The 25,260-nt window shown below is 63.8% G+C and carries 33 protein-coding genes; 3 read left to right on the top strand and 30 right to left on the bottom strand.

Features of this window, described 5'->3' with window-relative positions:
- A partial coding sequence (locus AC5ZG1_RS33030) for a carboxyl transferase domain-containing protein (RefSeq protein ID WP_496135321.1) occupies window positions 1-531 on the bottom strand: 531 nt, incomplete at its 3' end.
- Window positions 532-677: 146 nt separating this feature from the next.
- Between AC5ZG1_RS33030 and AC5ZG1_RS33025 the strand changes: the two genes are divergently transcribed.
- Window positions 678-1,088 (top strand): DUF4260 domain-containing protein, encoded by a 411-nt coding sequence (locus tag AC5ZG1_RS33025; protein ID WP_130225549.1) that lies wholly within the window; start codon window positions 678-680, stop codon window positions 1,086-1,088.
- Between the two features lie 57 nt (window positions 1,089-1,145).
- Here the strand turns inward: AC5ZG1_RS33025 and AC5ZG1_RS33020 are convergent, their stop codons facing one another.
- The 6 genes from AC5ZG1_RS33020 to AC5ZG1_RS32995 form a co-directional block, all read right to left on the bottom strand.
- Window positions 1,146-1,799 carry a carboxymuconolactone decarboxylase family protein gene (locus AC5ZG1_RS33020; protein WP_496135320.1) on the bottom strand — a complete coding sequence of 218 codons (654 nt, stop codon included), beginning with the start codon at window positions 1,797-1,799 and terminating at the stop codon, window positions 1,146-1,148.
- An 86-nt stretch (window positions 1,800-1,885) separates the two neighbouring features.
- Window positions 1,886-2,704, bottom strand: a complete 819-nt coding sequence (blaOXA, locus tag AC5ZG1_RS33015) for a class D beta-lactamase (RefSeq protein ID WP_496135319.1) — start codon at window positions 2,702-2,704, stop codon at window positions 1,886-1,888.
- A 68-nt stretch (window positions 2,705-2,772) separates the two neighbouring features.
- Window positions 2,773-3,039, bottom strand: a complete 267-nt coding sequence (locus AC5ZG1_RS33010; RefSeq protein WP_496135318.1) for an EscU/YscU/HrcU family type III secretion system export apparatus switch protein — start codon at window positions 3,037-3,039, stop codon at window positions 2,773-2,775.
- Complete coding sequence (gene fliK / locus AC5ZG1_RS33005) at window positions 3,036-4,574, bottom strand: flagellar hook-length control protein FliK (RefSeq protein ID WP_496135317.1); 1,539 nt, start codon at window positions 4,572-4,574, stop codon at window positions 3,036-3,038. Before fliK ends, AC5ZG1_RS33010 begins: the two co-directional genes overlap by 4 nt.
- Window positions 4,575-4,663: 89 nt before the next feature.
- The gene (locus AC5ZG1_RS33000) at window positions 4,664-5,437 is read right to left on the bottom strand and encodes an ATP12 family chaperone protein (RefSeq protein ID WP_496135316.1); all 774 of its coding nucleotides are present in this window, start codon (window positions 5,435-5,437) and stop codon (window positions 4,664-4,666) included.
- Between the two features lie 440 nt (window positions 5,438-5,877).
- Window positions 5,878-7,083: an RluA family pseudouridine synthase gene (locus tag AC5ZG1_RS32995; protein WP_028168135.1), complete on the bottom strand. Its 1,206-nt coding sequence runs from the start codon at window positions 7,081-7,083 to the stop codon at window positions 5,878-5,880.
- 316 nt (window positions 7,084-7,399) lie between these two features.
- Here AC5ZG1_RS32995 and AC5ZG1_RS32990 point away from each other — a divergent pair, with 316 nt between their 5' ends.
- Entirely contained in the window at window positions 7,400-8,200 is an 801-nt protein-coding gene (locus AC5ZG1_RS32990) for an LON peptidase substrate-binding domain-containing protein (protein ID WP_456644969.1), read from the top strand.
- 22 nt (window positions 8,201-8,222) lie between these two features.
- On the opposite strand, the gene AC5ZG1_RS32985 is transcribed toward AC5ZG1_RS32990, so the two are convergent.
- From AC5ZG1_RS32985 to AC5ZG1_RS32975, 3 genes are all read right to left on the bottom strand, one after another.
- Window positions 8,223-9,560: a replication-associated recombination protein A gene (locus tag AC5ZG1_RS32985; RefSeq protein WP_496135315.1), complete on the bottom strand. Its 1,338-nt coding sequence runs from the start codon at window positions 9,558-9,560 to the stop codon at window positions 8,223-8,225.
- The gene (locus AC5ZG1_RS32980) at window positions 9,557-10,948 is read right to left on the bottom strand and encodes a DegQ family serine endoprotease (RefSeq protein ID WP_130225554.1); all 1,392 of its coding nucleotides are present in this window, start codon (window positions 10,946-10,948) and stop codon (window positions 9,557-9,559) included. The genes AC5ZG1_RS32985 and AC5ZG1_RS32980 overlap by 4 nt, the downstream gene beginning before the upstream one ends.
- 69 nt (window positions 10,949-11,017) lie before the next feature.
- Window positions 11,018-11,395 (bottom strand): winged helix-turn-helix transcriptional regulator, encoded by a 378-nt coding sequence (locus AC5ZG1_RS32975; protein WP_130225555.1) that lies wholly within the window; start codon window positions 11,393-11,395, stop codon window positions 11,018-11,020.
- 110 nt (window positions 11,396-11,505) lie between these two features.
- Between AC5ZG1_RS32975 and AC5ZG1_RS32970 the strand changes: the two genes are divergently transcribed.
- Window positions 11,506-12,519 (top strand): zinc-binding alcohol dehydrogenase family protein, encoded by a 1,014-nt coding sequence (locus AC5ZG1_RS32970; protein WP_496135314.1) that lies wholly within the window; start codon window positions 11,506-11,508, stop codon window positions 12,517-12,519.
- A 26-nt stretch (window positions 12,520-12,545) separates the two neighbouring features.
- On the opposite strand, the gene AC5ZG1_RS32965 is transcribed toward AC5ZG1_RS32970, so the two are convergent.
- The 20 genes from AC5ZG1_RS32965 to rpmC all read right to left on the bottom strand — a co-directional run bounded on the left by AC5ZG1_RS32965 (window position 12,546) and on the right by rpmC (window position 25,255).
- Entirely contained in the window at window positions 12,546-13,874 is a 1,329-nt protein-coding gene (locus AC5ZG1_RS32965; RefSeq protein WP_496135313.1) for a chloride channel protein, read from the bottom strand.
- Between the two features lie 236 nt (window positions 13,875-14,110).
- On the bottom strand, window positions 14,111-14,902 hold the full coding sequence (locus tag AC5ZG1_RS32960) for an SDR family NAD(P)-dependent oxidoreductase (RefSeq protein ID WP_496135312.1): 792 nt from the start codon (window positions 14,900-14,902) through the stop codon (window positions 14,111-14,113).
- Window positions 14,903-15,186: 284 nt separating this feature from the next.
- Window positions 15,187-15,603, bottom strand: coding sequence for a 50S ribosomal protein L17 (gene rplQ / locus AC5ZG1_RS32955; protein ID WP_028168141.1), 417 nt, complete (start codon window positions 15,601-15,603; stop codon window positions 15,187-15,189).
- Window positions 15,604-15,780: 177 nt separating this feature from the next.
- Window positions 15,781-16,812: a DNA-directed RNA polymerase subunit alpha gene (locus AC5ZG1_RS32950; protein WP_035692244.1), complete on the bottom strand. Its 1,032-nt coding sequence runs from the start codon at window positions 16,810-16,812 to the stop codon at window positions 15,781-15,783.
- 111 nt (window positions 16,813-16,923) lie between these two features.
- Window positions 16,924-17,313 carry a 30S ribosomal protein S11 gene (rpsK, locus tag AC5ZG1_RS32945; RefSeq protein WP_006021048.1) on the bottom strand — a complete coding sequence of 130 codons (390 nt, stop codon included), beginning with the start codon at window positions 17,311-17,313 and terminating at the stop codon, window positions 16,924-16,926.
- Between the two features lie 114 nt (window positions 17,314-17,427).
- On the bottom strand, window positions 17,428-17,796 hold the full coding sequence (gene rpsM, locus AC5ZG1_RS32940; RefSeq protein WP_028168143.1) for a 30S ribosomal protein S13: 369 nt from the start codon (window positions 17,794-17,796) through the stop codon (window positions 17,428-17,430).
- A gap of 187 nt (window positions 17,797-17,983) precedes the next feature.
- Window positions 17,984-18,865 carry an adenylate kinase gene (locus tag AC5ZG1_RS32935; RefSeq protein WP_496135311.1) on the bottom strand — a complete coding sequence of 294 codons (882 nt, stop codon included), beginning with the start codon at window positions 18,863-18,865 and terminating at the stop codon, window positions 17,984-17,986.
- Between the two features lie 79 nt (window positions 18,866-18,944).
- Window positions 18,945-20,276, bottom strand: a complete 1,332-nt coding sequence (gene secY, locus AC5ZG1_RS32930) for a preprotein translocase subunit SecY (protein WP_456644965.1) — start codon at window positions 20,274-20,276, stop codon at window positions 18,945-18,947.
- A gap of 140 nt (window positions 20,277-20,416) precedes the next feature.
- Complete coding sequence (gene rplO, locus AC5ZG1_RS32925) at window positions 20,417-20,905, bottom strand: 50S ribosomal protein L15 (protein WP_028168146.1); 489 nt, start codon at window positions 20,903-20,905, stop codon at window positions 20,417-20,419.
- Between the two features lie 20 nt (window positions 20,906-20,925).
- On the bottom strand, window positions 20,926-21,120 hold the full coding sequence (rpmD, locus tag AC5ZG1_RS32920; protein WP_028168147.1) for a 50S ribosomal protein L30: 195 nt from the start codon (window positions 21,118-21,120) through the stop codon (window positions 20,926-20,928).
- Window positions 21,121-21,158: 38 nt separating this feature from the next.
- Complete coding sequence (rpsE, locus tag AC5ZG1_RS32915; RefSeq protein WP_027583269.1) at window positions 21,159-21,731, bottom strand: 30S ribosomal protein S5; 573 nt, start codon at window positions 21,729-21,731, stop codon at window positions 21,159-21,161.
- Between the two features lie 60 nt (window positions 21,732-21,791).
- The gene (gene rplR, locus AC5ZG1_RS32910; RefSeq protein ID WP_028168149.1) at window positions 21,792-22,151 is read right to left on the bottom strand and encodes a 50S ribosomal protein L18; all 360 of its coding nucleotides are present in this window, start codon (window positions 22,149-22,151) and stop codon (window positions 21,792-21,794) included.
- Between the two features lie 11 nt (window positions 22,152-22,162).
- A complete protein-coding gene (gene rplF, locus AC5ZG1_RS32905) occupies window positions 22,163-22,696 on the bottom strand; it encodes a 50S ribosomal protein L6 (RefSeq protein WP_028168150.1) in 534 nt (177 codons plus the stop codon).
- Between the two features lie 14 nt (window positions 22,697-22,710).
- Complete coding sequence (gene rpsH / locus AC5ZG1_RS32900) at window positions 22,711-23,109, bottom strand: 30S ribosomal protein S8 (RefSeq protein WP_028168151.1); 399 nt, start codon at window positions 23,107-23,109, stop codon at window positions 22,711-22,713.
- Between the two features lie 13 nt (window positions 23,110-23,122).
- On the bottom strand, window positions 23,123-23,428 hold the full coding sequence (rpsN, locus tag AC5ZG1_RS32895; protein ID WP_028168152.1) for a 30S ribosomal protein S14: 306 nt from the start codon (window positions 23,426-23,428) through the stop codon (window positions 23,123-23,125).
- Window positions 23,429-23,475: 47 nt separating this feature from the next.
- Window positions 23,476-24,033 carry a 50S ribosomal protein L5 gene (gene rplE / locus AC5ZG1_RS32890; RefSeq protein ID WP_028168153.1) on the bottom strand — a complete coding sequence of 186 codons (558 nt, stop codon included), beginning with the start codon at window positions 24,031-24,033 and terminating at the stop codon, window positions 23,476-23,478.
- Entirely contained in the window at window positions 24,026-24,340 is a 315-nt protein-coding gene (rplX, locus tag AC5ZG1_RS32885) for a 50S ribosomal protein L24 (RefSeq protein WP_028168154.1), read from the bottom strand. The genes rplE and rplX overlap by 8 nt, the downstream gene beginning before the upstream one ends.
- Window positions 24,340-24,708: a 50S ribosomal protein L14 gene (gene rplN / locus AC5ZG1_RS32880; protein WP_028168155.1), complete on the bottom strand. Its 369-nt coding sequence runs from the start codon at window positions 24,706-24,708 to the stop codon at window positions 24,340-24,342. Before rplN ends, rplX begins: the two co-directional genes overlap by 1 nt.
- A gap of 81 nt (window positions 24,709-24,789) precedes the next feature.
- Window positions 24,790-25,038 carry a 30S ribosomal protein S17 gene (rpsQ, locus tag AC5ZG1_RS32875; protein ID WP_027583261.1) on the bottom strand — a complete coding sequence of 83 codons (249 nt, stop codon included), beginning with the start codon at window positions 25,036-25,038 and terminating at the stop codon, window positions 24,790-24,792.
- Between the two features lie 10 nt (window positions 25,039-25,048).
- A complete protein-coding gene (gene rpmC, locus AC5ZG1_RS32870; protein ID WP_028168156.1) occupies window positions 25,049-25,255 on the bottom strand; it encodes a 50S ribosomal protein L29 in 207 nt (68 codons plus the stop codon).
- Between the last annotated feature and the right edge of the window lie 5 nt (window positions 25,256-25,260).

Below are 25,260 nucleotides of genomic sequence, written 5' to 3'. Positions count from 1 at the left end.
CATCGCCGGCGAATAGACGTCGCCGCCGGCGCACGGGCCCATGATGACGGAGATCTGCGGGATCACGCCGGAGGCGACGACGTTGCGGCGGAACACGTAGGAATAGCCGGCCAGCGCGGCGACGCCTTCCTGGATGCGGGCGCCGCCGGCGTCATAGAGGCCGATGATCGGCGCCCGCGCCTTCATCGCCATGTCCTGGAGTTTTGTAATTTTCAGCGCGTGTGTCTCCGACAGCGAGCCGCCGAACACGGTGAAGTCCTTGGCGAAGACGAAGGTCCTGCGGCCGTTGACGGTGCCCCAGCCGGTGACCACGCCGTCGCCGGGAACCTTGGTCTTCTCCATGCCGAACTCGATCGAGCGGTGCTCGACGAACATGTCGAATTCCTCGAACGATCCCTTGTCCAGCAGCAGCTCGATGCGCTCCCGCGCGGTCAGCTTGCCGCGGGCATGCTGGGCCTCGATGCGCTTGACGCCGCCGCCCAACTTGGCGCCGGCGCGCCGCTCTTCGAGGGTGTCGAGGATATCTTTCATTTGCTTCCGCCCGCATTAGCTAGTGATTGGGTGCTGGAACCCGCGCGGGGTTCTAACACGGCATTTTCTGAACCGGAAACCACCTTCTTGCTCCGAATCCCGGGCACCGGCGGTATCTGATCAGCGCAAATTGGGGGAGAAAGACCATGGATAACACGACAGCCGAGGCCGGGTCGGTCACGGGCGGCGTTCGCCTATTGCTCAGGCTGGAAGGCCTGACGCTGTTTGTGGGCATGACGGTGCTGTACGGGGTCTGGGGCGGCTCGTGGTGGGTCTACGCGATCCTGTTCCTGGCACCCGATTTGAGCTTCGCCGGCTATGCATTCGGCCCCAAGGAGGGCGCGGTCATCTACAATGCCGCCCACAGCTACATGGCGCCCGTGGCCCTGATGACCGTTGGCTTTGCCACCGCCGAGCCGCTGGTGCTCTCGATCGCAATGATCTGGCTCGCCCATATCGGCATCGACCGCGCGCTCGGCTACGGACTGAAATATCAGGCGGGATTCGGCTTCACTCACATGGGACGGATCGGAAAGGCGAAGTCACCTCAGACCTGATCATTTGGCGGCCGGGACGATCCCGGCCGTTCACCGCCTTCGTTCGCCGCCGCTCCATCACTCCCCCACCTTGAAAGGCTCCTCCTTGCCAGGCGGCACGGTCTCCTCCGCCATGGCAAGCATCATCGCGACCATGACATAGTTGCCGGCGACCGCGGTCAAATCCACGATCTGCTGATCGTTGAACACCTTCTTCGTCCGCGCATAGGTTTCGTCGGATACCTTCTTGGTGGTGGTGAGCTCAGTGACGAAGTCATAGACCGCGGCCTCATCCTCGGCCATGTGCGACGGTCGCTTGTTGGCTTTCAGCTCGGCAATGATGTCGCCCGACAGGCCTGCCTTGGCCGCGAGCGGTGCATGCGCGAACCATTCGACCTGCGAGCGCCATTGCCGGCCGATGATCAGGATTGCAAATTCATTGAGCTTGGTCGGGACCGAGGTCTGCCAGCGCAAATAATAGAACAGGTCGAACAGCCGCTGCCCAAGCACGGGGCTGCGGATCATCGGGTTGTAGGGGCCGCCGATGCCGACGCTCGAGACCTTCATGATCTGCTCGCCGAGCGGTCGCTGCTTTTCGTCGAGCTGGTCCATGGTGAGCTGCGGAAAGCGCGGCTCCTTGCTGGTCGCCGGCGCGGCAAACATCGTGGCCGCGAACCAGCCGCCGGCGGCGGCAAGTGTGAGCGACGAGAGCCAGACTGAAGCAGAATGCATGGTTTCCTCCGTACGATTTTTCGTTGTACGGAGATGCTAGTCTGGCATTGATTTGCGCACCAGCCGGTGCGGGCGCGCATCAGCCATCAATACGCCACGATATCTGCAAGGCATTGCTGCGCCACGGTCATGCGGGCGGCGATGTGGCTCTCGTTCTTGCAGTCCATGTTCATCGCGAACACGGTGACGGAGGACCCCTTCTCGACCCAGCCGACCAGCCAGCCGAGCGAAGGCTTGCCGACCTCGGCGCCGACGAGGCCGCTCTTGGCGCGGATGGTGGCATCTCCCACCTTCGTCACCGGCAGGATGTCGCGCGTCAATTCCTGGGCGCGCTTGGAGACCGGCAACGTGCCGCGCCGCAGCCGGTCCACGAAATCGATCTGCTGCACCGGATCGATGCGCAGGTTTCCCGTCAGCCAGAACTGGTCGATGCCGCCGCCGATGTCTTGGTTGCCGTATTCGAGCAGATCGAGATATTTCTTCATCCGCTCTTCGCCGATGCGCCGCGCGATCTCCTGATAGACCGGCACGGCGGAAACGGCGATCGCCGAGCGCAGCGTATGGTCCTTGTTCCAGGCCTCGATGCTGCGCGTCACGCCATCCCACTTGAACACGTCCTTGTCGGGATCCTCGACCACGCCGGTGTCCAGCGCGATGATCGAGTTCGGGATCTTGAAGGTCGAGGCCGGCAATTTGCCCTCGCTCGACCTCCGCTTGTCGCTGGCGATGATCAGGTAGTCGTCGACCTTGTAGGCGACGAAGGTCCCCTCGGTGCCGAGCTCGAAGAAGCGCCGCGCCAGGCTGTCGCGAAACTCGTTGCGCTGGTAGGACACGTTGGCAAAGCTGCGGGTCGGCAAAACGGACGCGGCGGTGAGGAGACCGAGCGCTTGGCGGCGATTGATCACGGCTGAACCTGATGGCTTGAGGAGCAGGCCATGATGGATGCCATCGTGATGAAACGATGGCAAGAACCTTACCGGCCGCGGCCCGAGAGGCGCAGCACGAACACCAGCACTTCAGCTACCGCCTTGTAGAGCTCGACGGGGATCTCGTCGCCGAGCTCGACATTGGAAAGTGCGCCCGCCAGGACCTCGTTCTCCTCGATCGGGATGTCGTGTGCTTTCGCAAGCTCGACGATCTTGGCGCCAATCGCCCCCCTGCCCTTGGCAACCACCGTCGGCGCACCGCCGTGATCGTAATGCAGGGCGACCGCAAGCTGGCTCTTGGTCTCGACGGTCATAGCGCGCGGTCCAGGAAATGGCCGGCGCGAGCCGGTGCTGCCTGCGGCGGCGCGCCGTCCTGGATCACGATGTCGCCGGGCAGAAGCTCGGCCCGGCTCAGCGCCTGGCTCAACTGCGGCGCGCTGGCGCGAAGCTGCGCGGCGGTCGCCGGGCGTTCCGCCCACATCCGCACCGACGTCTTGTCGCCGATCAGCGAGATCAGCGCATGGATCGGGCCCGCAGGTTCGACATCGAGCGAGAAACGCGCCCGCCAGATGCGCTTGGCGGCCTCGGCCTCAACACCGCCGCCGCCGTCGCGGGAAATCTCGAACTGGGCCATCGCCGTGCCCTGTGGCGTCGCGAACGGGATTTCGAACTGCCAGCGCGGCGACGAGGTATCGATCTGTGGGTTCGCGGGATCGATGCGGTCCGGCAAGGACGCCACCTGCAGCAGCGTCTGCCGCGCCAACGCGGCATCAGTGTCGCCAAGCAGATGATGAGCGACGGCGGCGAGCGGCATATCCGGCGCCACGGATGGCGAGGCGACGGGCTGGGCGGTCGGCAGCGCGCCGCGGAACGGCGGTGGCGGCGTGTTGGTGTGAACGGTGACATCGGTCGCGATGTCAGTGAGACGCGCGGAATTGCCGAGTTCCTGCAGCAGATTCAGCGTCGCACCGGCGGAGGGGCCCGCATTCGATGGGCCTCGGCCGAGGCTGCCCGGCATCACTAGGTCCTCAGCGACCGGAAGACGCGCCTGCGGCAGCAGGATTTCCTCGACCTCGATATCGGGTGGCACGAGATTTTGGGTGAGTACGGGATGAGCCGCGGCCTGTCCCTGGGCGGTGGCGGCCGATGGCGCCGGATTCGCCGTGCCGAGCGACGACTGCAGGGTCTGCCGCAGCACGATCAGCGCGGCCTTCAGATCCGGGGCGCCCGCGGCCGACGATGCGGTGCCGGCGGCCAGCGACGCCTCGAAGAACAGGCCGGAGCGCTCGAACGCATTCTTGATCTCGCCGCCGTCAAGGTTCTGGTCGAGCCGGGTCTGCTGCGTCAGCACTTGCGCAATCGCCTGCTGCAGCCTTGGCGGCAGGTTACCGGCGGCGGCCAGTGCACCGAGATTGGCAAACAGCGGCGCCAGGCCCTGCTGCACCGTCGCTGCATTTTGCGCGGCGTTGGCGACGGCCGCGCGCTCTACCGGCGTGAGCACGTTCCTGGACTGGGTCGTGGTCGAGGGATTGGCGGCGGCGAGCTGCGCGTCGGGCGATAGCGTCACCGCGTCGTCGGCGACGGCATCGCCCTGCCCGAGCATCGCAAGACGGATCCCGTCTTTGGTCTGGGACACTGCGAGCTGCAGCGCCTGACCTTCCTTCAAGGGAACTTCCGAGAGCACGTCGATCGACAGGCTCGAGATCGCGATCCGCACCAGGTCGGCGGAGAGCACTTTCAGCACCTGCGCATTGATCACGCTTCCCGGCTGCAGAACGAGATCGGGCGCGACGCTGCCCACCTCCTTGGCGGAAAGCACCGGCAGCACGGGATTGATGGTCAACGCCATGTCGGAGGGTCTCGGCTGGAAGGCTAGAGCCTACCGACGCGCCGTAAACCTCCCGTTAACTTAGCAGGTGGCGGTTGCGGTAAAGGACCTCAGTTCAGCGTCTTCAGGATGCTGGCGGCCGCATTGAAATCGACCAGCCGTGCGGCGCGGCGCGCGGCGACCTCCTCGTCCACGCCCCATTGCTCGGTGTTCCAGTCCTCGTCGACATGGGCGGCGGCCCAGATCTGGGCGGGGTCCCTAAAACCATGGGTGAGGGCCAGCGCAAGCAATGCCGATCCGGTGAGCGTCGTCACCACATGCAACGCCGCCACCGACCATGGATCGCTCGGAAACGCCTCGCGCGCGGCTTTGATCGCGCTTTCCGGCTGGGCGACGTGCACGATGCCCTCCGCGAGGATGAAATGCGCGCCGAGCGTATCTGCGGCCCAGAACAGGATCGGGTCCCAATGCTCGGCCTCACGGGCGACCAGCGCCTCCGGATGGCCGGCGCGATAGAACAACAGATCCGAGCCGATATATTTTGCGGCGTCGGCAGCGACCACATCGACGCGATCGACCACGCCCTCGATCACGCTGTTGGCGAAACGCGTCAGCGGCATGGTCAGCGGATCGATCGTCTCTCCTTGCGCGTTCCACTCGGCAGCGACGGCGTCCGCGATTGCGCGCGCGGGCGCCGTCACCTTCTTTCCCGATGGCGTACGGATCGGCCGGCCGTCGAGCGTCACGGCAAAGCCGCCCTCGTCTTCTGCGACATCGGCGCCTTTATAGAAGCGCTTGCGCTGCGGCGCGCGCACGTTGCGGCGCGCTGCCTCCTGCGGATCCAGCGGGGATTGTCCCGCCTCTTCATCGAACAATTCGCGCATGCAAGCTTCCGTTGGGCTTCGTCTGCTAGCAGGATAAGGCAGGCGCCGCTGCAAATAAAGCTGGCCAGATCAGCCGTCAGTCACGGGCGGCGCAACTGCGCGAATAGGCGGCGCGATCGGCAGGATCCAGGCCAGCAGCCGCGCCCTCGTCGAGGCAGCCTCTGACACGGTCGCTGAATGATCTGCGGGCCGACGCGCGGGGACCTGGCAGTGGCTGCAACTGAGCTTCTGGTTCGCCGCGCATCATCGGCGTCGTCGGCGCCACAATCTTTGGGGGCGGCGGCGGCGAGGGAGGCGGCGGAAGCAGGTTCGGGTTACTGCCAGGCGCAATGAACTGTGCTGACGCAGGGGGCGCTGCGAGCAGCAAGGCAAGCGCGAGCAAGAGCGCAGAATGCTTCATACAGCATATGTTGGAACGCCAGGGCGAAACCGCAAATAAATTATTCTTCCGGCGCGTTCTCGATCGGGTCGAACCGGCTGGTGTCAAGCCCCAGCAGGTTCCAGGATTGCTGCATATGCGGCGGCAGCGGCGCGCTAACGTCGATGACTCCGCCGCGCGGATGCGGAATCACGATGCGCCGCGCAAGCAGATGCAGCCTGTTCTGCAACCCGCCCGGAAGTTCCCAATTCTCACGATTGAAATATTTGGGATCGCCCACGATGGCGTGACCAATATGCGCCATATGCGCGCGCAACTGGTGGGTGCGTCCCGTGACCGGCTTCAGCGATACCCACCCCAGCTTCTGCGCAGCGGTTTCGACCACCGCGTAATAGGTCACGGCGTGGCTCGCGCCCTCGTCGCCATGGGCGGCGATCCGCATGATCGTGTCGTCCTCGCCCTCCTCTTTCGCAAGATAGGTCGAGATGCGCCCCTGCTTCGGCTTCGGCACGCCGGCCACCAGCGCCCAATAGATTTTGCGCGCCGAGCGCGAACGAAACGCGCCGGTCAGATGCGTGGCGGCAAAGCGCGTTTTCGCAACCAGGAGACAGCCCGAGGTCTCCTTGTCGATCCGGTGCACCAGGCGCGGCTTCTGGCCCTTGGCGTCGCGCATCACTTCCAGCATCTGGTCGATATGGCGCGTGGTGCCGGAGCCGCCCTGCACGGCAAGCCCGGCGGGCTTGTTCAGGACCAGCACGTCGGCGTCCTCGAACAGCGTCATCTCCTTCAGCGCGGCAAGCGTCTTCGTCGCGGCCTCGGAGAGCTGACCAACCACCTTCGGGGCATCGAGCTTCAACGGCGGGATGCGTACGCTCTGTCCCTCCTCCAACCGGTCCTTGCTGTCGGCGCGCTTGCCATTGACGCGCAGCTCGCCCTTTCGAACGATGCGCTGGATATGGGAGAACGACAGCCCGGGAAACCGCGCCTCGAGAAACCGGTCGACGCGCATGTTGTTCTCGTCAGCGGTCACGGTGACGGTCTGGACTTTTGTCGGCAACGGCAGCTCGGCGGCAGCTTTCGCGGGCTCTGCTGCAACGGGCGGGGCCGATTTCTCCCGCCGCGGCTGGGCAAAGCGCGGCGGCTTTGCGCCCGCGCGGTGCATCGGCGGCCGATCGCCCTCGTGACGATTGCGAAAGGGCCGCGCGCCCTTCGGGCGATCACCACGATCGCCCGATTTTGACAATGGTCTCTTGACGCGGCGGCTCATGCTGTTCGGCTCCAGAGGTCGAGTGTTGCGTAGCGCAAATGCGGCTGGCCGTCACGGCGAAATCACCGCAAATCCCGCGCAAAACCTCCAAAAGGTGACCTCGGTTTGACGAGACGCGTGCAACGAGCCACCTATACTCGTTGACAGTGTCGGGAACGCCATGCATATTTTCCGCGGGTGGATACGACCCGCTGCTTGCGCCCGAACAGGGTATGGTGAACGTATCGAGCCGCTTCCGGCTTCCTTTGCCCCGGCGAACGAGTCAGCAACGCAAGCACCTGACAATTTCTCGTTCGCTTACAGCAGAGGACGATCCATGCGCGATTTCCGCGATGCCAAGGCCATGGCGCAGACGCTGCGCGATGCGCTCAAGACCAAATCTATTTCCGTCAGCCACAGCGAGAGCCTTGAACTGGTCGCCAAGACCCTGGGCTTTCATGACTGGAACGTGCTGTCGGCGGCCATCCAGTCAAGCCAGCCGGTTGCGGTCCCACCGAAAAAATCATCTGTGCCTTCCGTCAGCGGCAACGCAGCCTTCCCGGTCGCGCCGATGCGCGACGTCGTGTTTTTTCCGCAATTGATCTCGTGGATATTTGTCGGACGCGACAAGACGCGGCGGGCGCTCGATCGCGCGGTGGCCAATGATGGGCGCATCGTCGTGGTGACCCAGAAACGGGCCGAAGATGACAATCCCGATTTCGAAGCGCTCTATTCGGTTGGAGTGATAGCGGACATCATTCATCGCGTACAACTTCCGAACGGAGACTTCCGGGTGAAAGTCTCTTGTGCAGAACGTGTCGCCATTGTGAGGCCAGTCGAGGATGATTTCCTGGCGGCTGAAGTGGCCCCAATCGGAGAGCTACGCGCGGTCGATGCCGAAGCCTTCGCGCTCACGCGCGAAATCTTCGAGGCGTATCAAGGCTTCACTAACACCGTGCTGCCGCCGTCGCTCTACCGCTACGCCCGAGAGCCGGGCGTGCTCGCCGACGTCCTCGCCCAGGTCCTGGAGGTCGGCATCGAAAAGATGCAACAGATCCTGGAGATCCCGGATGTGGTCGCGCGTCTCGAAACCATCCTCGGCTGGATGCGTGCCGGCGCGCCCGCCAAGGCAAGCTAGCGATTTGAGAGTCGGGGCGGTCTTACGTCCCGCCCCGCTCTTTCCTCAGCCTTGCCCAATAGTCCAGCCGCTTGCGGATTTCGCGCTCGAAGCCGCGGTCGGGCGGATCGTAAAAGGTCTGACGGCCCAGGGCTTCCGGAAAGTAGTCCTGGCCGGAGAAGGCGTCGGGCGCATCGTGGTCGTACTGGTAGCCGGCGCCGTAGCCTTCCGACTTCATCAATTTGGTCGGGGAGTTCAGGATGTGCTTGGGCGGAAGCAGGGAGCCCCCCTCCTTCGCGACCTGCTTCGCCACACCGAATGCGGTGTAGACGGCATTCGATTTCGGCGCGGTCGCGACATAGACCACGGCCTGCGCGATCGCGAGTTCGCCCTCGGGCGAGCCGAGAAAATCATAGGCGTCCTTGGCGGCATTGGCGATCACCAGCGCCTGCGGATCGGCAAGGCCGATATCCTCGACCGCCATGCGTACCACGCGCCGCGCCAGGAACAGCGGATCCTCGCCGGCATCGAGCATCCGCGCGAAATAATACAACGCCGCGTCCGGATCGGAGCCGCGCACAGATTTATGCAGCGCCGAGATCAGGTTGTAATGGCCGTCGGCGGATTTATCGTAGATCGGCGCGCGGCGCTGCAGGATGTCCTGCAACTGGGCGGGGTTGAAGACCTCATCCTTCCGCGCAGAGCGCCAGACCTCTTCGGCCAGTGTCAGCGCGGCGCGGCCGTCGCCGTCGGCCATCCGCACCAGCACGGTGCGCGCCTCCGCATCCAGCGGCAGCTTCCTGCCTTCGACCTCTTCGGCATGAGCGTAGAGCTTTTCGATCGCTTCGGCGTCGAGCGAATGGAACACCAGCACGCGTGCCCGCGACAGGAGCGCGGCGTTGAGTTCGAACGACGGATTTTCGGTGGTCGCGCCGACCAGCACCACCGTGCCGTCTTCCATCACGGGCAGGAAGGAATCCTGCTGGGCGCGGTTGAAGCGATGGACCTCGTCGACGAACAACAGCGTGCCCTTGCCGGTCTCGCGCCGCGCGCGCGCCGCGTCGAACGCTTTCTTCAGATCGGCAACCCCGGAAAACACCGCGGAAATCTGCTCGAAATGCAGTTCGGTCGCATCGGCCAAAAGCCGCGCCACCGTGGTCTTGCCAGTGCCCGGCGGGCCCCAGAAGATCAGCGAGCCCAGCGTGCGCGTCTCCAGCATGCGCGTCAGCGCGCCATCGGGGCCGAGGATGTGATCCTGGCCGACGACGTCGGAAAGCTGGTGCGGACGGAGCCGATCGGGGAGCGGACGCGGCGCATCCTGCTCCATCCCTGCCGCGGCAAAGAGATTGGTGCTGGGTTCGCGCTGACGCTTCGCGTTCATCCGCCGAGCGTCACGTTGATCTGCTGGCCGCCTCGCACCAGCGTGATGCGCCAGATCCGCGACGTCGCTTTCGAGGCCTTCTCGAGATCGCCGGTGCGCGCGATCTTCTGGTTGTTGACGGCGAGGATGATGTCTCCCTTCTGGAAGCCGACATTGGCAGCCGTGCCGTCATCGGCGAGGTCGGTAACCACCACGCCTTCGACCCCGGCATCGAGATGCAGCTCGTCCGCAAGCGCCGGCGAGATGTTTGCGACCTTGGCGCCCTGGAACGGCGAGCGCGCGGTCAGCACGATCTCGTCGCGCCCCGTATCGGGTGCGGTCTCCAGCGGCACGGTGAGCTTGATGGTCTTGCCGCCGCGCTGCACGTCGATCTGGGCGGTACCGCCGAGCGGACGCGTTGCAAAACGGTAGTCGAAGGCGTTGGGATCATCGATGGTCTGGCCATCGATCGCAACGATCAGGTCCGACGGCTTCAGCCCCGCATGCGATGCCGGGCTGTTTGGCGCGACGTTCGCGACCAGTGCGCCGTTTGGCAGCTTCAGCCCGAGCGTCTCGGCGATGTCAGGCGTCACCGCCTGCAGCCGCGCGCCAAGCCATGGCCGCTTCACCGCCTTGCCGCCGCTCTTGGCGGAGGCCACCACAACACGCACCATGTTCGCGGGAATCGCAAAGCCGATGCCCTGCGAACCGCCGGAGCGCGAGAAGATCGCGGTGTTGATGCCGGCGAGCCGCCCGGTCATGTCGACCAGCGCGCCGCCGGAATTGCCGGGATTGATGGCCGCATCGGTCTGGATGAAGAACTGGTAGTCGGTGATGCCGACTTGCGTGCGCGCGAGCGCCGAGATGATGCCGTGCGTCACGGTCTGGCCGACTCCGAAGGGATTTCCGATCGCAAGCACGACATCGCCGACCAGAAGTTCGTCGGAATTGGCGAAATCAAGCGTCGCGAATTTCTCTTTCGAGTCCTTCACGCGCAGCACCGCGAGGTCGGTGCGGCTGTCCTTGAGCACGATCTCGGCCTCGAACTCGCGCTTGTCGGCGAGCGAGATCTTCACCTGGTCGGCGCCCTCGATGACGTGGTTGTTGGTGACGACGAGGCCGGAGGGATCGACCATCACGCCGGAGCCAAGCGAGCGCTGCATCTGCTCGGGCTGGCCGGGCACGCCGAAGAAGCGGCGGAAGATCGGGTCATCCAGGAACGGATTGCGGGTCTGCACCGTCTTGGCGGCGTAGACGTTGACGACCGCCGGCTGCACGCGCTGCACGATCGGCGCGTAGGACATTTTTAGCTCGGCCGGCGAAGACGGCACGCGGCGGTCCTGCGCCAGCGCCGGTGTCGCGGCGACAGCAGACATCAACAACAGGGCGGCTAGGCGAATGAGCATCATGCAAGAATCCCGGGAATTGATCGTCTTGATATAGGCGTGAGCCAGTGGCGAGAGAAGCGATTGCTGCGTTCAGGCGGCGGTCTGCGCGGCTTCGATGGGATCGGGCGCGGGAGCACAGGACAGCTGCGCCCGGTGAGTCTCGCCCCATTGCTTGAGGATCTCGATCACCGGCCGCAGGCTCTCGCCGATGTCGGACACGGTGTATTCGACCCGCGGCGGCACCTCGGCATAAACCTTGCGGATGATGAGCTTGTCCTCTTCGAGCGCACGGAGTTGCTTGGTCAGCATGCGCTGGGTGATGCCGGGCATCCGCCGCCGCAACTCGCCAAACCGCTGGGTCCCAGACAACAGATGGAACAGGATGACCCCCTTCCATTTGCCATCGATCAGGTCGAGCGTCGCCTCGACCGCGCAGCCCGGCCGATGGGCAAAATTCCGCCGTTTCATAAGCTTTCTTCCAATAGTATCCAAACAGGGACTAGTTCCCTGAATTTACCGTACTTGCCAACTGAGCGCCAGCGCGAGAGTTAGATCGCAGCCAGACAAGGGAGAAGGCAATGAAGGCCGTCGGATACAAGAAATCCCTGCCGATCGAGGACGCAGAATCGCTGTTCGATTTCGATGCCGCCAAACCGGAGCCCAAAGGGCGCGACATCCGGGTCGCGGTGAAGGCGATATCCGCCAATCCCGTCGACTACAAGGTGCGCAAGCGCGCCGCCCCGCCCGAGGGCGAGGTCAAGATTCTGGGCTTCGACGCGGCCGGCGTAGTCGACGCTGTCGGCCCCGACGTCAGCCTGTTCAAGCGAGGGGACGAGGTCTTCTATGCGGGCTCGATCCTGCGCCAGGGCACCAATTCGGAATTCCATCTGGTCGATGAGCGGATCGTCGGCGCGAAGCCGAAGACGCTGTCGTTCGCTCAGGCCGCCGCCCTGCCCCTGACCTCGATCACGGCCTGGGAACTGCTGTTTGACCGGCTGGGCGCCGTGCCCGGCAAGAGCCTCGATCCGCGTACGCTGCTGATCGTCGGCGGCGCCGGCGGCGTCGGCTCGATCCTGATCCAGCTTGCGCGGCGGCTGACCGGCCTGACGGTGGTCGCGACCGCGACGCGGCCGGAGTCGCAGAAATGGTGCCTCGAGCTCGGCGCGCATGCGGTGGTCGATCATGGCAAACCGATGAAGGAGCAGCTCGAGAAATTGAAGCTGCCGCCGGTCGGCCTCGTCGCCAGCCTCACCTATACCGACCAGCACTACAAGGCGATCGCCGACTTCATGGCGCCGCAGGGCAAGTACGGCCTGATCGACGACCCGCCGGAATTCAATGTCAGTGCGTTCAAGGGCAAGGCGATCTCGGTGCACTGGGAATCGATGTTCACGCGCTCCTCGTTCCAGACGCCGGACATGATCGCGCAGCACCATCTGCTGAACGATGTCGCCGACCTCATCGACAAGGGCGTATTGCGCACCACGCTCGCCGAGACATTCGGCACCATCAACGCGGCCAATCTGAAGCGCGCGCACGCGCTGCTCGAAAGCGGCAAGTCCCGCGGCAAGATCGTGCTGGAGGGGTGGTAGCCTTGCGCCTGGCGCGTCCGCTCATCTCATGGCTGAACCGGCGGACGCGCCGCGTCCGCAGCCGGCGTTGAGCGCTCGATGAAGCCTTTGGCGAGCGCGTGGTAGATTCCTTCCTCGCAGACCAATCGCGAGGTGCCGTAGGCAATCAACGCCGCGGTCATCAGCGGCACCACCATGGTGTGATCGCCGGTCATCTCGGTGACGATGACGAACGCCGTGATGGGGGCTTGCACGACACCGGCGAAATACGAGACCATGCCGAGCAGCATGATCGCCGCCAGTGGCGTTCCGTGAAAGAAGGATGCCACGTTCGAGCCCAGTCCGGCGCCCACCGCTAACGAGGGCGAAAAGATGCCGCCAGGAATGCCGCTGACGGCTGCCAAGGCGGTGGCCAGGAACTTCAATAATCCGAAGTCGTCAGGCAATGGCGCGCTGCTCTCAAGTGCAGCCTTCACCTCCGAGTAGCCCGTGCCATAGATGGTGTCGCCGGAAACAAGTCCACACAGCGCGACCGCGAGGCCGCACAGCACCGCAAATGGCACCGGACGGCGTCGTATCGCCTGTCCGACAGAGCCGGGAAGGCCGCGCGCCATGATAATGACGATGCGACTAAACAGTCCGCCCATCAATCCGCCGACGACTCCGCAAACGGGAACGACGAGCCAGTCGATGCCCCGGTTCAACGTCACCGCGGTCGTACCAAAATAGTCATAACTGCCCACCAGGGCGAGCGACGTCAGGCCTGCAGCAATCACCGCGGCGATGATCAGGCTGCTGGTACGCGTTTCGAAAGCGCGGCTCATCTCCTCGATGCCAAACACGATGCCCGCGAGCGGCGTGTTGAAGGCGGCCGCAACACCGGCCGCGGCACCGGCCAGGATCAATCCCGGCTGCCGCCGCGGCGACACGCGTCCGACTGCGAACATGATGGACGCACCGACCTGGACCGTTGGCCCTTCACGGCCGATCGAAGCCCCGCATAGCAGGCCAAAGAGGGTCAGGATGATCTTTCCGACCGCGATCCGGATGGATACGAGCCGCTCCCTCGCCTGCTGGTTGGTGAGATGACGCGCGGCGATCGCCTGCGGAATGCCGCTGCCCTGGGCGTTCGGAAACAGCCTCGCCGTCAGCAACGCCGACAGCCCAAAGCCGATCGGCGTGACCAGAAGCGATGCATAACGCGACTTGGACAGCAGCATCGCGAAAGCCTGCTGCGCCAGATCGGCGAGCTGTGCCAGCAGCACCGCAGCCGCGCCAACAACGATGCCACCGAGCAGAAAGATCGCACGTCGCTGCCAGCGCGCCGAGGTGATCTTAACCAGCCGCTGGTGGCGGGTGGACAGGGTCAACTTCATGGAACGGTTTTACGCAATCCGGGCCTCCGGCAAAAGTGCGGATCCGTAAAGCGTGCCCTCCTTCTATCGCCGTGCTCGTCATGGTGGGGCACGCTACGCTTTGCCCACCCTATAACTGAGCCCGCGCCCTCTCCCTCGTCATTGCGAGGAGCGACAGCGACGAAGCAATCCATGCCTCAGCAAGCGGTACTATGGATTGCTTCGCTTACGCCCGCAATGACGGAGCGCGAGCCCCCTCAGATGGTATTGATGATGCCGCCTTCGACGCGGAGTGCGGCGCCGTTGGTGGCGGAGGCTTCCTTCGAAGCAACATAGACCACCATGTTGGCGATCTCGTCGACGCTGGCGAAGCGCTGCAGGAGCGAGGTCGGGCGGTGCTGCTTGACGAAGTTCGCAATCGCCTCTTCCTCCGGCTCTCCGTTCTGCCTGGCGAGATCCTTGACGAAGGTGTCCACGCCTTCCGACAGGGTTGGGCCAGGCATCACCGAATTGACGGTCACCGCCGTGCCGCGGGTCAGCTCAGCGAGCCCGCGCGAGATCGAAAGCTGCGCGGTCTTGGTCATGCCGTACTGGATCATCTCCTTCGGAATGCTGAGCGCAGATTCGGAGGCGATGAAGACGATGCGGCCCCAGTTGCGCTTCAGCATGCCCTGCATATAGCCACGGGACAGGCGCACGCCTGACATCACGTTGACCTCGAAGAAGCGGGTCCAGTCCTCGTCCGGAATCTCGAAGAAGTTCTTCGGTTCGAAGATGCCGGCATTGTTGATGAGGATATCGACATCGGGCTGTGCCGATAGCAACGCTTTGCATCCCGCGGCCGTGGAAACGTCGGCGGCGATGCCGCGCGCCTTGGCGCCTGCGACCGCCTTCTGAATCGCAGCGACGGCGGCATCGATCTTGGGCTGGTTGCGGCCGTTGACGACCACCTCCGCGCCGGTTGCCGCCAGGCCGCGGGCAATGGCCAGTCCAATGCCGGCAGTCGAGCCCGTGACGAGCGCGGTCTTTCCCGAAAGATCGATCTTCATGCTGTATCTCCGTAAACTCGATCACCGAGATATCGGGAGCCCGAGATACGGACGCAATTGCCTGATGCAGCATGGCTGACGTCGGGCCAACGTATCCGTGCAAAAATGAAAGCGTCGCCGAGCGGAATCGTAGAATCGTAGGATGGGTAGAGCGCAGCGAAACCCATCGCGACGAAACAAGCCGAGCGAATGATGGGTTACGCTGCGCTCTACCCATCCTACGGACCGAAATGAAAAAGCGGCGCTCGGTGGCGCCGCTTTCTGAAAACCAGGCCGGAGAAAGCTTACGCCGCCTCGGCTTCCTTTTCCTGCACCGGGCCGGAATCCTTGCCCTTGGCGTCGACATCGCGGTCGACGAACTCGATCACGGCCATCGCGGCGTTGTCGCCGTAGCGGAAGCCGGCCTTGATGATGCGGGTGTAGCCGCCTTGACGATCCTTGTAGCGCGGCGCCAGCGTGTCGAACAGCTTCTTGACCATGTCGACGTCGCGCAGCTCCGAGATCGCCTGGCGGCGCAGCGCCAGCCCGCCCTTCTTGCCGAGCGTGACCAGCTTCTCGACGATCGGGCGCAACTCCTTGGCCTTCGGCAGCGTGGTGACGATCTGCTCGTGCTTGATCAGGGCCGCAGCCATGTTGGCGAACATCGCGCGCCGATGCTCGGCCGTGCGATTGAGCTTCCGATGAACCCTTCCGTGACGCATGATCTATTCCTTAACTCTCTGTGCCACGACGGTTCGTCGGACATGTTTCCAGGTGGGCTTCCTGTGTTCGCCCCAGTCATTCCGGACGTCGCGAAGCGGCGATCCGGAATTTCGAGGTTCCGGGTTAGATGCTCCCGCATCGCCCCGGAACGACGAAAGCTCAGTAATGATCCCGGATCAGTAATGATCCTCGAAGCGCTTGGCGAGTTCGTCGATGTTCTCCGGCGGCCAGCCCGGCACTTCCATGCCGAGATGCAGCCCCATCTGGGCCAGCACTTCCTTGATCTCGTTCAGCGACTTGCGGCCGAAGTTCGGGGTGCGGAGCATTTCCGCTTCCGACTTCTGCACGAGGTCGCCGATATAGACGATGTTGTCGTTCTTCAGGCAGTTGGCCGAACGCACCGACAGTTCGAGCTCGTCGACCTTCTTGAGGAACGCCGGGTTGAAGGCGAGATCGGGGATGATCTCCTGCGCGACTTCCTTGCGCGGTTCCTCGAAGTTGACGAACACGTTGAGCTGATCCTGCAGGATGCGCGCGGCATAGGCCACGGCATCATCCGGCGTGATCGCGCCGTTGGTCTCGATCGTCATCGTCAGCTTGTCGTAGTCGAGGATCTGGCCCTCGCGGGTGTTCTCGACCTTGTAGGAGACCTTGCGGACCGGCGAGAACAGGCTGTCGACCGGAATCAGGCCGATCGGCGCGTCCTCGGGACGGTTGCGCTCGGCGGGCACATAACCCTTGCCGGTCGAGACCGTGAACTCCATGCGGATCTCGGCGCCATCATCCAGCGTGCAGAGCACGAGATCCGGATTGAGCACCACGACGTCGCCGACGGTCTGGATGTCGCCGGCGGTCACAACGCCCGGACCCTGCTTCTTCACGACCATCCGCTTGGGGCCTTCGCCCTGCATCTTGATCGAGATGTCCTTGATGTTGAGGACGATGTCGGTGACGTCCTCACGGACGCCCGCGATCGAGGAGAACTCGTGCAGCACGCCATCGATGTGCACTGACTGCACGGCAGCGCCCTGCAGCGAGGACAACAGGATACGGCGCAGCGCGTTGCCGAGCGTCTGGCCGAAGCCGCGCTCAAGCGGCTCGGCGACAATGGTCGCAAACCGCGCGGCATCGGAGCCGGCCGTCACCTGCAGCTTGTTTGGTCGGATAAGTTCCTGCCAATTCTTCTGGATCGTCACTGTGTCACCCATTGGTGAGTCGATTTGGGCCAGTCGACATCAACTTACTGGCGTCGCGGATTAGTCCGCGCGGTCAATTCCAAAAACAATCGCGAGACGGCAAAGCCGCCCCGCGACCAACAATCAGACGCGCCGGCGCTTGCGCGGACGGCAACCATTGTGCGGGATCGTCGTCACGTCGCGGATCGAGGTGACGGTGAAGCCCGCGGCCTGCAGCGCGCGGAGCGCCGACTCGCGGCCCGAACCGGGACCGGCGACTTCGACTTCCAGTGTGCGCATGCCGTGTTCCTGCGCCTTCTTGGAAACGTCCTCCGCCGCGACCTGTGCGGCATACGGAGTCGACTTGCGCGACCCTTTGAAACCCATCGTGCCCGCGGAAGACCAGGCAATGGTGTTGCCCTGCGCGTCGGTGATGGTGATCGTGGTGTTGTTGAACGACGAATTCACATGCGCGATGCCGGAGGCGATGTTCTTGCGTTCGCGGCGGCGTACGCGGGTGGCTTCCTTGCCCATTCCAAACCTTTCCTATGATCTCAACGCCGCCGTAATGCCAGCGGCTACACCTCAAAACGCGAATGGCGCATGGCGAATGATTCTCTTCGCCAACGCCAATCGCTATTCGCAAACTTACTTCTTCTTGCCGGCGATCGCCTTGGCCGGCCCCTTGCGCGTACGCGCATTGGTGTGGGTGCGCTGGCCGCGCACCGGCAGGCCACGGCGATGGCGCAGGCCGCGATAGCAGCCGAGGTCCATCAGCCGCTTGATGTTGATGCCGGTCTCGCGGCGAAGGTCGCCTTCCACAACATAGTCGCGGTCGATCACTTCGCGGATCTGCAGCACTTCCTGGTCGGTGAGCTGGCTGACGCGACGGTCCAGCGGGATCTTGACCTTCTCCACGATGTCGGCCGCGTTCTTCTGGCCGATGCCATGGATGTACTGAAGCGCGATCAGCACGCGCTTGTTGGTTGGGATATTCACGCCGGCAATACGGGCCACGGCCTTCTCTCCTGTCGCCGATCTCCTGGGATCGGTGCTTCCTAGATCTCTGCTATCTCGGGCAGGTGTCCACAAACGCGAACACGACGCCCTCCCCTCGTTCCTTCGGGGCCCGGCATCGTCATAAAACTATCCGACTTGGATGCGAGGCTTATTAAAGGATTCATGTCGGTTTCGTCAACCGCTCCTAGCGCTTAGCTCGCTTTTTCGTGAGCTTTTTTGCGGGCCGTTTGGCGGCCTGCCTTACCGTCTTCTTGGCCTTGCCGACGCCCCTCGCCTTGGCGGCCTTTGAGACCGTTTTGCGGGCCTTCCGGGCCGAGGTGGCGGCGTTTTTGGTTCCCTTGCCGGCCCCCTCCTTGGCCTTGCCAGCCCCCTTGGCCTTGGCGGCCGCCTTCTTGGCAGGCGCCTTGGTTCCCTTCCGGGCGGTTCCAGACCCAGAACGCTTCGCCGGAGCGGCACGCCGTGCAGCCTTGGGTTCCGTGGCGCCGAGCGCTTCCAGGATCCGGTTGATCTCGCCCGTAACGTGCTCGATGGTCATCATGCCGTCTACGGTAAGCAGCTTGCGGCGCTCGGAATAATAGTGAATCAGGGGTTCGGTCTGGGCGCGGTAGCTCGCCAGCCGCTTGGTCAGCACTTCCGGCGTATCGTCGGCGCGGACTTCCTCGCCGCGCGCCCGCGTCTCGGCGGCGCGCTTCTCTACCCGCTCGAGTAGCGCACTCTCATTGACGCGAAGCTCGACCACAGCATCGAGCTTGAGGCGCTTCTTCTTCAAGAGGTCATCCAGCGCCTCGGCCTGCGGAACCGTGCGCGGAAAACCGTCGAGGATGAAGCCGTTCTTAGCATCGGCCTGATCGATTCGATCGGAGATGATGCCGACCACGATCTCGTCGGGCACAAGCCCGCCCGCGGCCATGATGTCCTTGGCCTGCAGCCCGATCGGCGTGCCGGCGGCAACCGCGGCGCGCAGCATCTCGCCGGTCGAGAGCTGGACAATACCGTGCTTCTGAACCAGCCGCTGGGCCTGGGTCCCCTTGCCCGAGCCCGGCGGCCCCAAAAGGATCAATCTCATGAGTTTTCGCCCCCCGGCTTGGTGAGCGCGATCCGCACACCCTTGGTTTTGACTTTTGCGCCGCCCGCGTTCCGCTCTATCAGCGGCGACGGCCCCTGAGCTTGGACTTTCTGATCAGCCCTTCATACTGATGGGCGAGCAGATAGCCCTGAACCTGTGCCACCGTATCCATGGTCACGCTGACCACGATCAGAAGCGAGGTACCGCCAAAGTAGAACGGCACGGAGGCGTAGGAAATCAGAATCTCCGGGATGAGACATACGATCGCAAGATAGATCGCGCCAACCACAGTGATGCGCGATAGCACATAGTCGATATATTCTGCGGTGCGCTCGCCGGGCCGGATGCCGGGGATGAAGCCGCCATGCTTCTTCAGGTTGTCGGCGGTCTCGGTCGGGTTGAACACGATCGCCGTGTAGAAGAAGGCGAAGAACACGATCAGCGCAAGATAGAGCACCAGGAATAGCGGCCGGCCATGGCTGAGCTGGGTGGTGATCCATTGCATCCATTCCGGGCCCGAGCCGGCGTTGAAGTTCGCTACCGTGGTCGGAAGCAGCAGCAGCGAGGACGCGAAGATCGGCGGAATCACGCCCGAAGTATTGAGCTTGAGCGGCAGATGGGAGGACTGGCCCTCGAACATCTTGTTGCCGACCTGACGCTTCGGATACTGGATCAGGAGGCGGCGCTGCGCGCGCTCCATGAACACGATGAAGGCGATCACGGCGACCGCCATCACGATCACGACCAGGATCAGCCCGGTCGACATTGCGCCCTGGCGGCCGAGTTCGAGCATGTTGGCCAGCGCCGACGGCAGTTCCGCGACGATACCGGACAGAATGATCAGCGAAATGCCGTTGCCGATGCCGCGCGAGGTGATCTGCTCGCCGAGCCACATCAGGAACATGGTGCCGCCGGTCAGCGTGATCGCGGTCGAAAGGCGGAAGAACATGCCGGGGTCGGTGACGACGTTGCCGGCGCCCTCGAGCCCCACCGCGATGCCGTAGGACTGGAACGCGGCCAGGATCACGGTGAGATAGCGCGTGTACTGGTTCAGGATCTTGCGGCCGGCCTCGCCTTCCTTCTTCAGGGCCTCGAGCTGCGGCGAGACCGTGGTCAGGAGCTGGATGATGATCGATGCCGAGATGTACGGCATGATGTTCAGCGCGAAGATCGCCATGCGGTGGATGCCGCCGCCGGCGAACATGTTGAACATGCCGAGGATGCCGCCGGCCTGGGAGCGGAACACCTGCTCCCACACGTTGGGGTCGATGCCGGGTAGCGGGATGTAGGTGCCGAGCCGATAAACAAGCAGCGCACCCAGCGTGAACCAGATGCGCTTCTTCAGCTCTTCGGCCTTGCCGAGCGCTGCGAAATTGAGGTTGGACGCGAGTTGTTCCGCTGCTGAGACCATGTTTCGGCTTTCTCCCGGAGCCCCCGCCGACGTCCCCGTGGGATCATCGGCGGACACCGGACATTATTTGGTGCTCGGCTTCGATAAGTCCAACGTTCTCTGCCGTCCCTGCCTGCGCGAGCCAGGCAATGACGCAGATGTTACGCCGCCTCGCCGTCTTCCTTCTTGGCGGGCGCCAGGATCTTCACCGTACCGCCGGCCTTCTCCACCGCCGCAATCGCGGACTTGGAAGCGCCATGCACCTCGATGTTGAGCTTGGCCGTGAGCTCGCCGCGGCCGAGCAGCCGCACGCCGTCCTTGGCGCGGCGCAGCACGCCCGACTTCACCAGCGCTTCCGCGTTCACGACCGCACCAGTGTCGATCTGCTTGGCGTCGACCGCCTGCTGCAGGCGGTCGAGATTAACTTCCGCAAAATCGAGCCTGAAGATGTTGTTGAACCCGCGCTTCGGCAGGCGGCGATGCAGCGGCATCTGGCCGCCTTCAAAGCCCTTGATGCGCACACCGGTACGCGCGGTCTGGCCCTTGCCGCCACGGCCGCCGGTCTTGCCCTTGCCCGAACCGATACCGCGGCCAATGCGCATGCGCTTCTTGCGCGAACCGGGATTGTCGGCGATCTCGCTGAGCTTCATCGCCCTTCTCCTTGTCTGTCTTAACCCTCGCCGACGACGCGGACGAGGTGTTGAACCTTGCTGATCATGCCGCGAACCTCAGGGGTGTCCTGATGCTCGGCAACCCGGCCGATCTTGTTGAGCTTGAGGCCGATCAGCGTCGAACGCTGCGAATGATGGCGGCGAATCGGGCTGCCGATCTGCTCGACCTTGATCGTCTTTGCGGCCTGGGCCATCTCTTAAAACTCCAGATAGCGCGCTGGTTTAGCGCGAGTTATTCAGCCACCACTTCGGCATCGCCACCGACGCGGCGGGCCTGCAGCGTGGACACCTTGATGTTGCGGCGCGCAGCGACCGAGCGCGGCGAATCCTGGTTCTTCAGCGCGTCGAAGGTGGCGCGGACCATGTTGTACGGATTCGACGAACCGATTGACTTCGCGACCACGTCCTGGATGCCGAGCGTCTCGAACACCGCACGCATCGGGCCGCCGGCGATGATGCCGGTACCGGCCGGCGCGGCACGCAGGTAGACGCGGCCGGCGCCGTGACGGCCGGCGATGTCGTGATGCAGCGTGCGGCCTTCGCGCAGCGCCACGCGGGTCAGGTTGCGCTTGGCGGATTCGGTCGCCTTGCGGATCGCTTCCGGCACTTCGCGCGCCTTGCCGTGGCCGAAACCGACCCGGCCCTTCTGGTCGCCGATCACGACCAGCGCCGCAAAGCCGAAGCGCTTGCCGCCCTTCACGACCTTTGCCACGCGATTGATGTGCACGAGCTTGTCGACGAACTCGCTGTCGCGCTCCTCGCGCTCCCTGCTCCGTTCGCGTCCGCCGCGTTCGCGTTCTGCCATGGTGTTTTCCAATCTCTAGAAAGGCTTATGCCTCAGTCCTAATATCCGCTCGAAACCTGCTCAGAAGCTCAGTCCGCCTTCGCGGGCTGCATCGGCAAGCGCCTTGACGCGCCCGTGATAGAGATAGGCGCCACGGTCGAACACGACTTCCTTGACGCCCTTCTGCGTGGCACGCTCGGCAAGCAGCTTGCCGACGGCCTTGGCTGCGTCGATATTCGCACCCGTGTTGCCGCCATCGCGCATCGCCTTCTCCAGCGAGGAGGCCGACGCCAGCGTCTCGCCCTTCTGATCGTCGATCACCTGGGCGTAGATGTGCTTGGACGAGCGGAACACCGACAGGCGCGGACGCCCGCCCCCGGAACGGCGCAGCGCCAAGCGCACGCGTTGCTTGCGCCGGGCATTGGTAACCTTCAGTGACATGACCGGCTCCGTTACTTCTTCTTGCCTTCCTTGCGGAAGATGAATTCGTTGGCGTATTTCACGCCCTTGCCCTTGTAGGGCTCCGGCGGACGATAGGCGCGGATCTCGGCCGCGACCTGCCCCACGCGCTGCGGATCGATGCCCGAGACCGTGATTTCGGTCGGCTTCGGCACCGCGATCGAGATGCCCTCCGGGATCGGGTAGACGACGTCGTGGCTGTAACCGAGCGCGAGCTGCAGGTTCTTGCCCTGCATCGCGGCGCGGTAGCCGACACCGGTGATCTCGAGCTTCTTCTCAAAGCCCTTGGTGACGCCTTCGACCAGGTTGGCGACCTGGGCACGCGCGGTGCCGTACATCGCCTGCGCGCGATTGGTCTTCACACGCGGAGCGACCCTGACCTGGCCGTTCTCGAACTTCACCTCGACGTCGTCATGCACGACGAACTGAAGCTGGCCCTTCGGCCCCTTCACCTTCACCGTCTGCCCGTCGACGGTCGCCGTCACACCCGACGGGATCGCCACAGGCCTCTTGCCAATACGTGACATGGCTCAATCCTTCCTCAGAACACCGTGAAGAGAACTTCGCCGCCCACATTCGCGTCGCGCGCTTCGTGGTCAGCCATGATTCCCTTCGGCGTCGACAAAACGGAGATGCCGAGACCGTTGTTCACGCGCGGCAGGTTCTTCACCGACGTGTAGACCCGGCGGCCCGGCTTCGACACGCGCTCGATCTCGCGGATGACCGGCTCGCCGTCGAAATACTTCAATTCGATCTCGAGCTCGCTGCGGCCGGACGAATGCTCGACGCTGGCGTAGCCGCGGATATAGCCTTCCGCCTTCAGCACCTCGAGCACGTTCTGGCGCATCTTCGAGCCCGGGGTCGTGACCTTGGACTTCGAGCGCATCTGCGCGTTGCGGATGCGGGTGATGAGATCTGAGATCGGATCGTGCGTTGACATCTTCCGACCCTCCTTACCAGCTCGACTTCACGAGGCCCGGGATCAGGCCCTTGGAGCCGAGCTCGCGCAGCGCGATGCGGGACAGCTTGTTCTTGCGATAGTTCGAGCGCGGACGGCCCGTGAGCTCGCAACGGTTGCGGATCCGGGTCGGCGACGAGTTGCGCGGCATTTCCGCAAGCTTCAGGGTCGCCGCGAAACGCTCTTCCATCGGCTTGGTCTTGTCGGCGATGATCGCCTTCAACCGGGCGCGGCTGGCGGCGGCGTTCTTGGCCATCCGCTTGCGCCGGTTGTTCTTCTCGACTGCACTCTTCTTTGCCATGCGTGGCTCCTTACGTTTCCGCGTTTGAGAGGCTGTTCGTCAGCGTCTCACTGCCGGAACGGGAAATTGAAAGCGGTCAACAAGGCGCGAGCCTCGTCGTCGGTCTTGGCCGTGGTACACACGGTGATGTCCATGCCCCGCGCTTCCGAGACCTTGTCGAAGTCGATCTCGGGGAAAATGATGTGCTCCTTAATGCCGAGCGAATAGTTGCCGCGGCCATCGAAGCTCTTCGGGTTCAGCCCGCGGAAGTCGCGCACGCGCGGCAGCGCGACGGTGACCAGGCGATCGATGAACTCGTACATGCGGGCCTTGCGCAGCGTGACCTTGCAGCCGATCGGCTGGTTCTCGCGCAGCTTGAAGGTCGCGATGGCAACCCGCGAATAAGTCACGATCGCCTTCTGGCCGGCGATCTGCGTCAGCTCGGCGGCAGCGGTCTCGGCCTTCTTGCGGTCGTTGACGGAATCGCCGACGCCCATGTTGAGCACGACCTTGTCCAGCCGCGGCACCTGCATCGCGTTCTCGTAGCCGAACTTCTCGGTCAGCAGGCCGCGAATGTTCCTGTCGTATTCCGTGCGCAAGCGCGGCACATAAGCGGTCTCAGCCATCGATCTCTGCTCCCGAGCTCTTGGCAATGCGAACCTTCTTGCCATCAGCCTGAATCTTGAACCCGATGCGGGTCGGCTTTCCGTCCTTGCCGACATACGCGACGTTGGAGAGGTGGACCGGCGCCTCCTTGGAGATGATGCCGCCCTCCTGGTTCTGGGTCTGCTTCTGGTGACGCTTCACCATGTTGACGCCGCGCACCAGCGCGGTGTTTTCCGCCGGACGCACCTCGAACACTTCGCCGGTGCGGCCCTTGTCGCGGCCGGTCAGCACGATGACCCTGTCACCCTTGCGGATCTTGGCAGCCATCACAGCACCTCCGGCGCAAGCGAGATGATCTTCATGTGGTTCTTGGCGCGCAGCTCGCGCGGCACCGGCCCGAAGATACGGGTGCCGACCGGCTCGGACTGGTTGTTGACCAGCACGGCGGCATTGCGGTCGAAGCGGATGACGGAGCCGTCGGGGCGGCGGATGTCCTTGCGGACCCGCACCACGACCGCCTTCATGACGTCGCCCTTCTTCACCTTGCCACGCGGAATGGCTTCCTTGATCGACACAACGATAATGTCGCCCACGGTGGCATAGCGGCGCTTGGAGCCTCCAAGCACCTTGATACACATGACACGGCGTGCGCCTGAATTATCGGCCACGTCGAGGTTGGTCTGCATCTGAATCATTGATGCACCTCGTCCTCTTTCTGCGCTTCACTCGCGCTCAAAATTTTCCTGACATTCTCCGGCTTCGAAGCCGGATGTGCGTCAGGCCGTTTGCTTCTGCTCGCCCCGGATCACGATCCAGCGCTTCAACTTCGAGATTGGCTTGCTTTCCTCGATCCACACCGTGTCGCCCGGCTTGAACTGGTCGCTCTCGTCGTGCGCGTGATAGTTCTTCGAACGGCGGATCGTCTTCTTGTAGATCGGATGGGTGAAGCGGCGATCGACGCGCACCACCACCGTCTTGGCTTGCTTGTCGCTGACGACCACGCCCTGCAGCGTACGTTTCGGCATGTCCGGCCTCTTACTTCTTCTTCGCGCGCTGCTGCGCGGCGATGGTCTTGATACGGGCGATGTCGCGGCGCGCTTCCTTCAGCCGCGAGGTGTTCTCGAGCTGACCGGTGGCGCGCTGGAAGCGCAGGTTGAACCGCTCCTTCTTCAGATTGAGGATCGCGTCCTCCCTCTGGTCCTCGCTCATCGCGCGGATATCCTCGACTTTCATCTGGGCCATCTCGG

This window comes from Bradyrhizobium sp. Leo78 (assembly GCF_059512425.1).
The sequence above is the reverse complement of the archived record's forward strand: the minus strand, read 5'-3'. Positions and strand labels throughout refer to the sequence as shown.

Bases quoted from the DNA above. Each gene is read 5' to 3' on its own strand.
- AC5ZG1_RS32990 (WP_456644969.1), top strand. From the start codon at position 7,400: ATGCGCGATTTCCGCGATGCCAAGGCCATGGCGCAGACGCTGCGCGAT.
- AC5ZG1_RS32975 (WP_130225555.1), bottom strand. From the start codon at position 11,395: ATGAAACGGCGGAATTTTGCCCATCGGCCGGGCTGCGCGGTCGAGGCG.
- rplF (WP_028168150.1), bottom strand. From the start codon at position 22,696: ATGTCACGTATTGGCAAGAGGCCTGTGGCGATCCCGTCGGGTGTGACG.
- AC5ZG1_RS33020 (WP_496135320.1), bottom strand. From the start codon at position 1,799: ATGCATTCTGCTTCAGTCTGGCTCTCGTCGCTCACACTTGCCGCCGCC.
- AC5ZG1_RS32970 (WP_496135314.1), top strand. From the start codon at position 11,506: ATGAAGGCCGTCGGATACAAGAAATCCCTGCCGATCGAGGACGCAGAA.
- rpsE (WP_027583269.1), bottom strand. From the start codon at position 21,731: ATGGCAGAACGCGAACGCGGCGGACGCGAACGGAGCAGGGAGCGCGAG.
- AC5ZG1_RS32985 (WP_496135315.1), bottom strand. From the start codon at position 9,560: ATGAACGCGAAGCGTCAGCGCGAACCCAGCACCAATCTCTTTGCCGCG.
- rpsK (WP_006021048.1), bottom strand. From the start codon at position 17,313: ATGGGCAAGGAAGCCACCCGCGTACGCCGCCGCGAACGCAAGAACATC.
- AC5ZG1_RS32995 (WP_028168135.1), bottom strand. From the start codon at position 7,083: ATGAGCCGCCGCGTCAAGAGACCATTGTCAAAATCGGGCGATCGTGGT.
- AC5ZG1_RS32935 (WP_496135311.1), bottom strand. From the start codon at position 18,865: ATGAGATTGATCCTTTTGGGGCCGCCGGGCTCGGGCAAGGGGACCCAG.
- rpsN (WP_028168152.1), bottom strand. From the start codon at position 23,428: ATGGCAAAGAAGAGTGCAGTCGAGAAGAACAACCGGCGCAAGCGGATG.
- AC5ZG1_RS33025 (WP_130225549.1), top strand. From the start codon at position 678: ATGGATAACACGACAGCCGAGGCCGGGTCGGTCACGGGCGGCGTTCGC.
- secY (WP_456644965.1), bottom strand. From the start codon at position 20,276: ATGGTCTCAGCAGCGGAACAACTCGCGTCCAACCTCAATTTCGCAGCG.
- AC5ZG1_RS32960 (WP_496135312.1), bottom strand. From the start codon at position 14,902: ATGAAGATCGATCTTTCGGGAAAGACCGCGCTCGTCACGGGCTCGACT.
- AC5ZG1_RS32980 (WP_130225554.1), bottom strand. From the start codon at position 10,948: ATGATGCTCATTCGCCTAGCCGCCCTGTTGTTGATGTCTGCTGTCGCC.
- AC5ZG1_RS32965 (WP_496135313.1), bottom strand. From the start codon at position 13,874: ATGAAGTTGACCCTGTCCACCCGCCACCAGCGGCTGGTTAAGATCACC.
- rpmC (WP_028168156.1), bottom strand. From the start codon at position 25,255: ATGGCCCAGATGAAAGTCGAGGATATCCGCGCGATGAGCGAGGACCAG.
- rplO (WP_028168146.1), bottom strand. From the start codon at position 20,905: ATGAAGCTCAGCGAGATCGCCGACAATCCCGGTTCGCGCAAGAAGCGC.
- rpsQ (WP_027583261.1), bottom strand. From the start codon at position 25,038: ATGCCGAAACGTACGCTGCAGGGCGTGGTCGTCAGCGACAAGCAAGCC.
- rplN (WP_028168155.1), bottom strand. From the start codon at position 24,708: ATGATTCAGATGCAGACCAACCTCGACGTGGCCGATAATTCAGGCGCA.
- rpmD (WP_028168147.1), bottom strand. From the start codon at position 21,120: ATGGCCCAGGCCGCAAAGACGATCAAGGTCGAGCAGATCGGCAGCCCG.
- rpsH (WP_028168151.1), bottom strand. From the start codon at position 23,109: ATGTCAACGCACGATCCGATCTCAGATCTCATCACCCGCATCCGCAAC.
- AC5ZG1_RS33010 (WP_496135318.1), bottom strand. From the start codon at position 3,039: ATGACCGTCGAGACCAAGAGCCAGCTTGCGGTCGCCCTGCATTACGAT.
- AC5ZG1_RS32950 (WP_035692244.1), bottom strand. From the start codon at position 16,812: ATGGGTGACACAGTGACGATCCAGAAGAATTGGCAGGAACTTATCCGA.
- AC5ZG1_RS33000 (WP_496135316.1), bottom strand. From the start codon at position 5,437: ATGCGCGAATTGTTCGATGAAGAGGCGGGACAATCCCCGCTGGATCCG.
- rplE (WP_028168153.1), bottom strand. From the start codon at position 24,033: ATGGCTGAGACCGCTTATGTGCCGCGCTTGCGCACGGAATACGACAGG.
- rplQ (WP_028168141.1), bottom strand. From the start codon at position 15,603: ATGCGTCACGGAAGGGTTCATCGGAAGCTCAATCGCACGGCCGAGCAT.
- rplX (WP_028168154.1), bottom strand. From the start codon at position 24,340: ATGGCTGCCAAGATCCGCAAGGGTGACAGGGTCATCGTGCTGACCGGC.
- rplR (WP_028168149.1), bottom strand. From the start codon at position 22,151: ATGTCACTGAAGGTTACCAATGCCCGGCGCAAGCAACGCGTGCGCTTG.
- fliK (WP_496135317.1), bottom strand. From the start codon at position 4,574: ATGGCGTTGACCATCAATCCCGTGCTGCCGGTGCTTTCCGCCAAGGAG.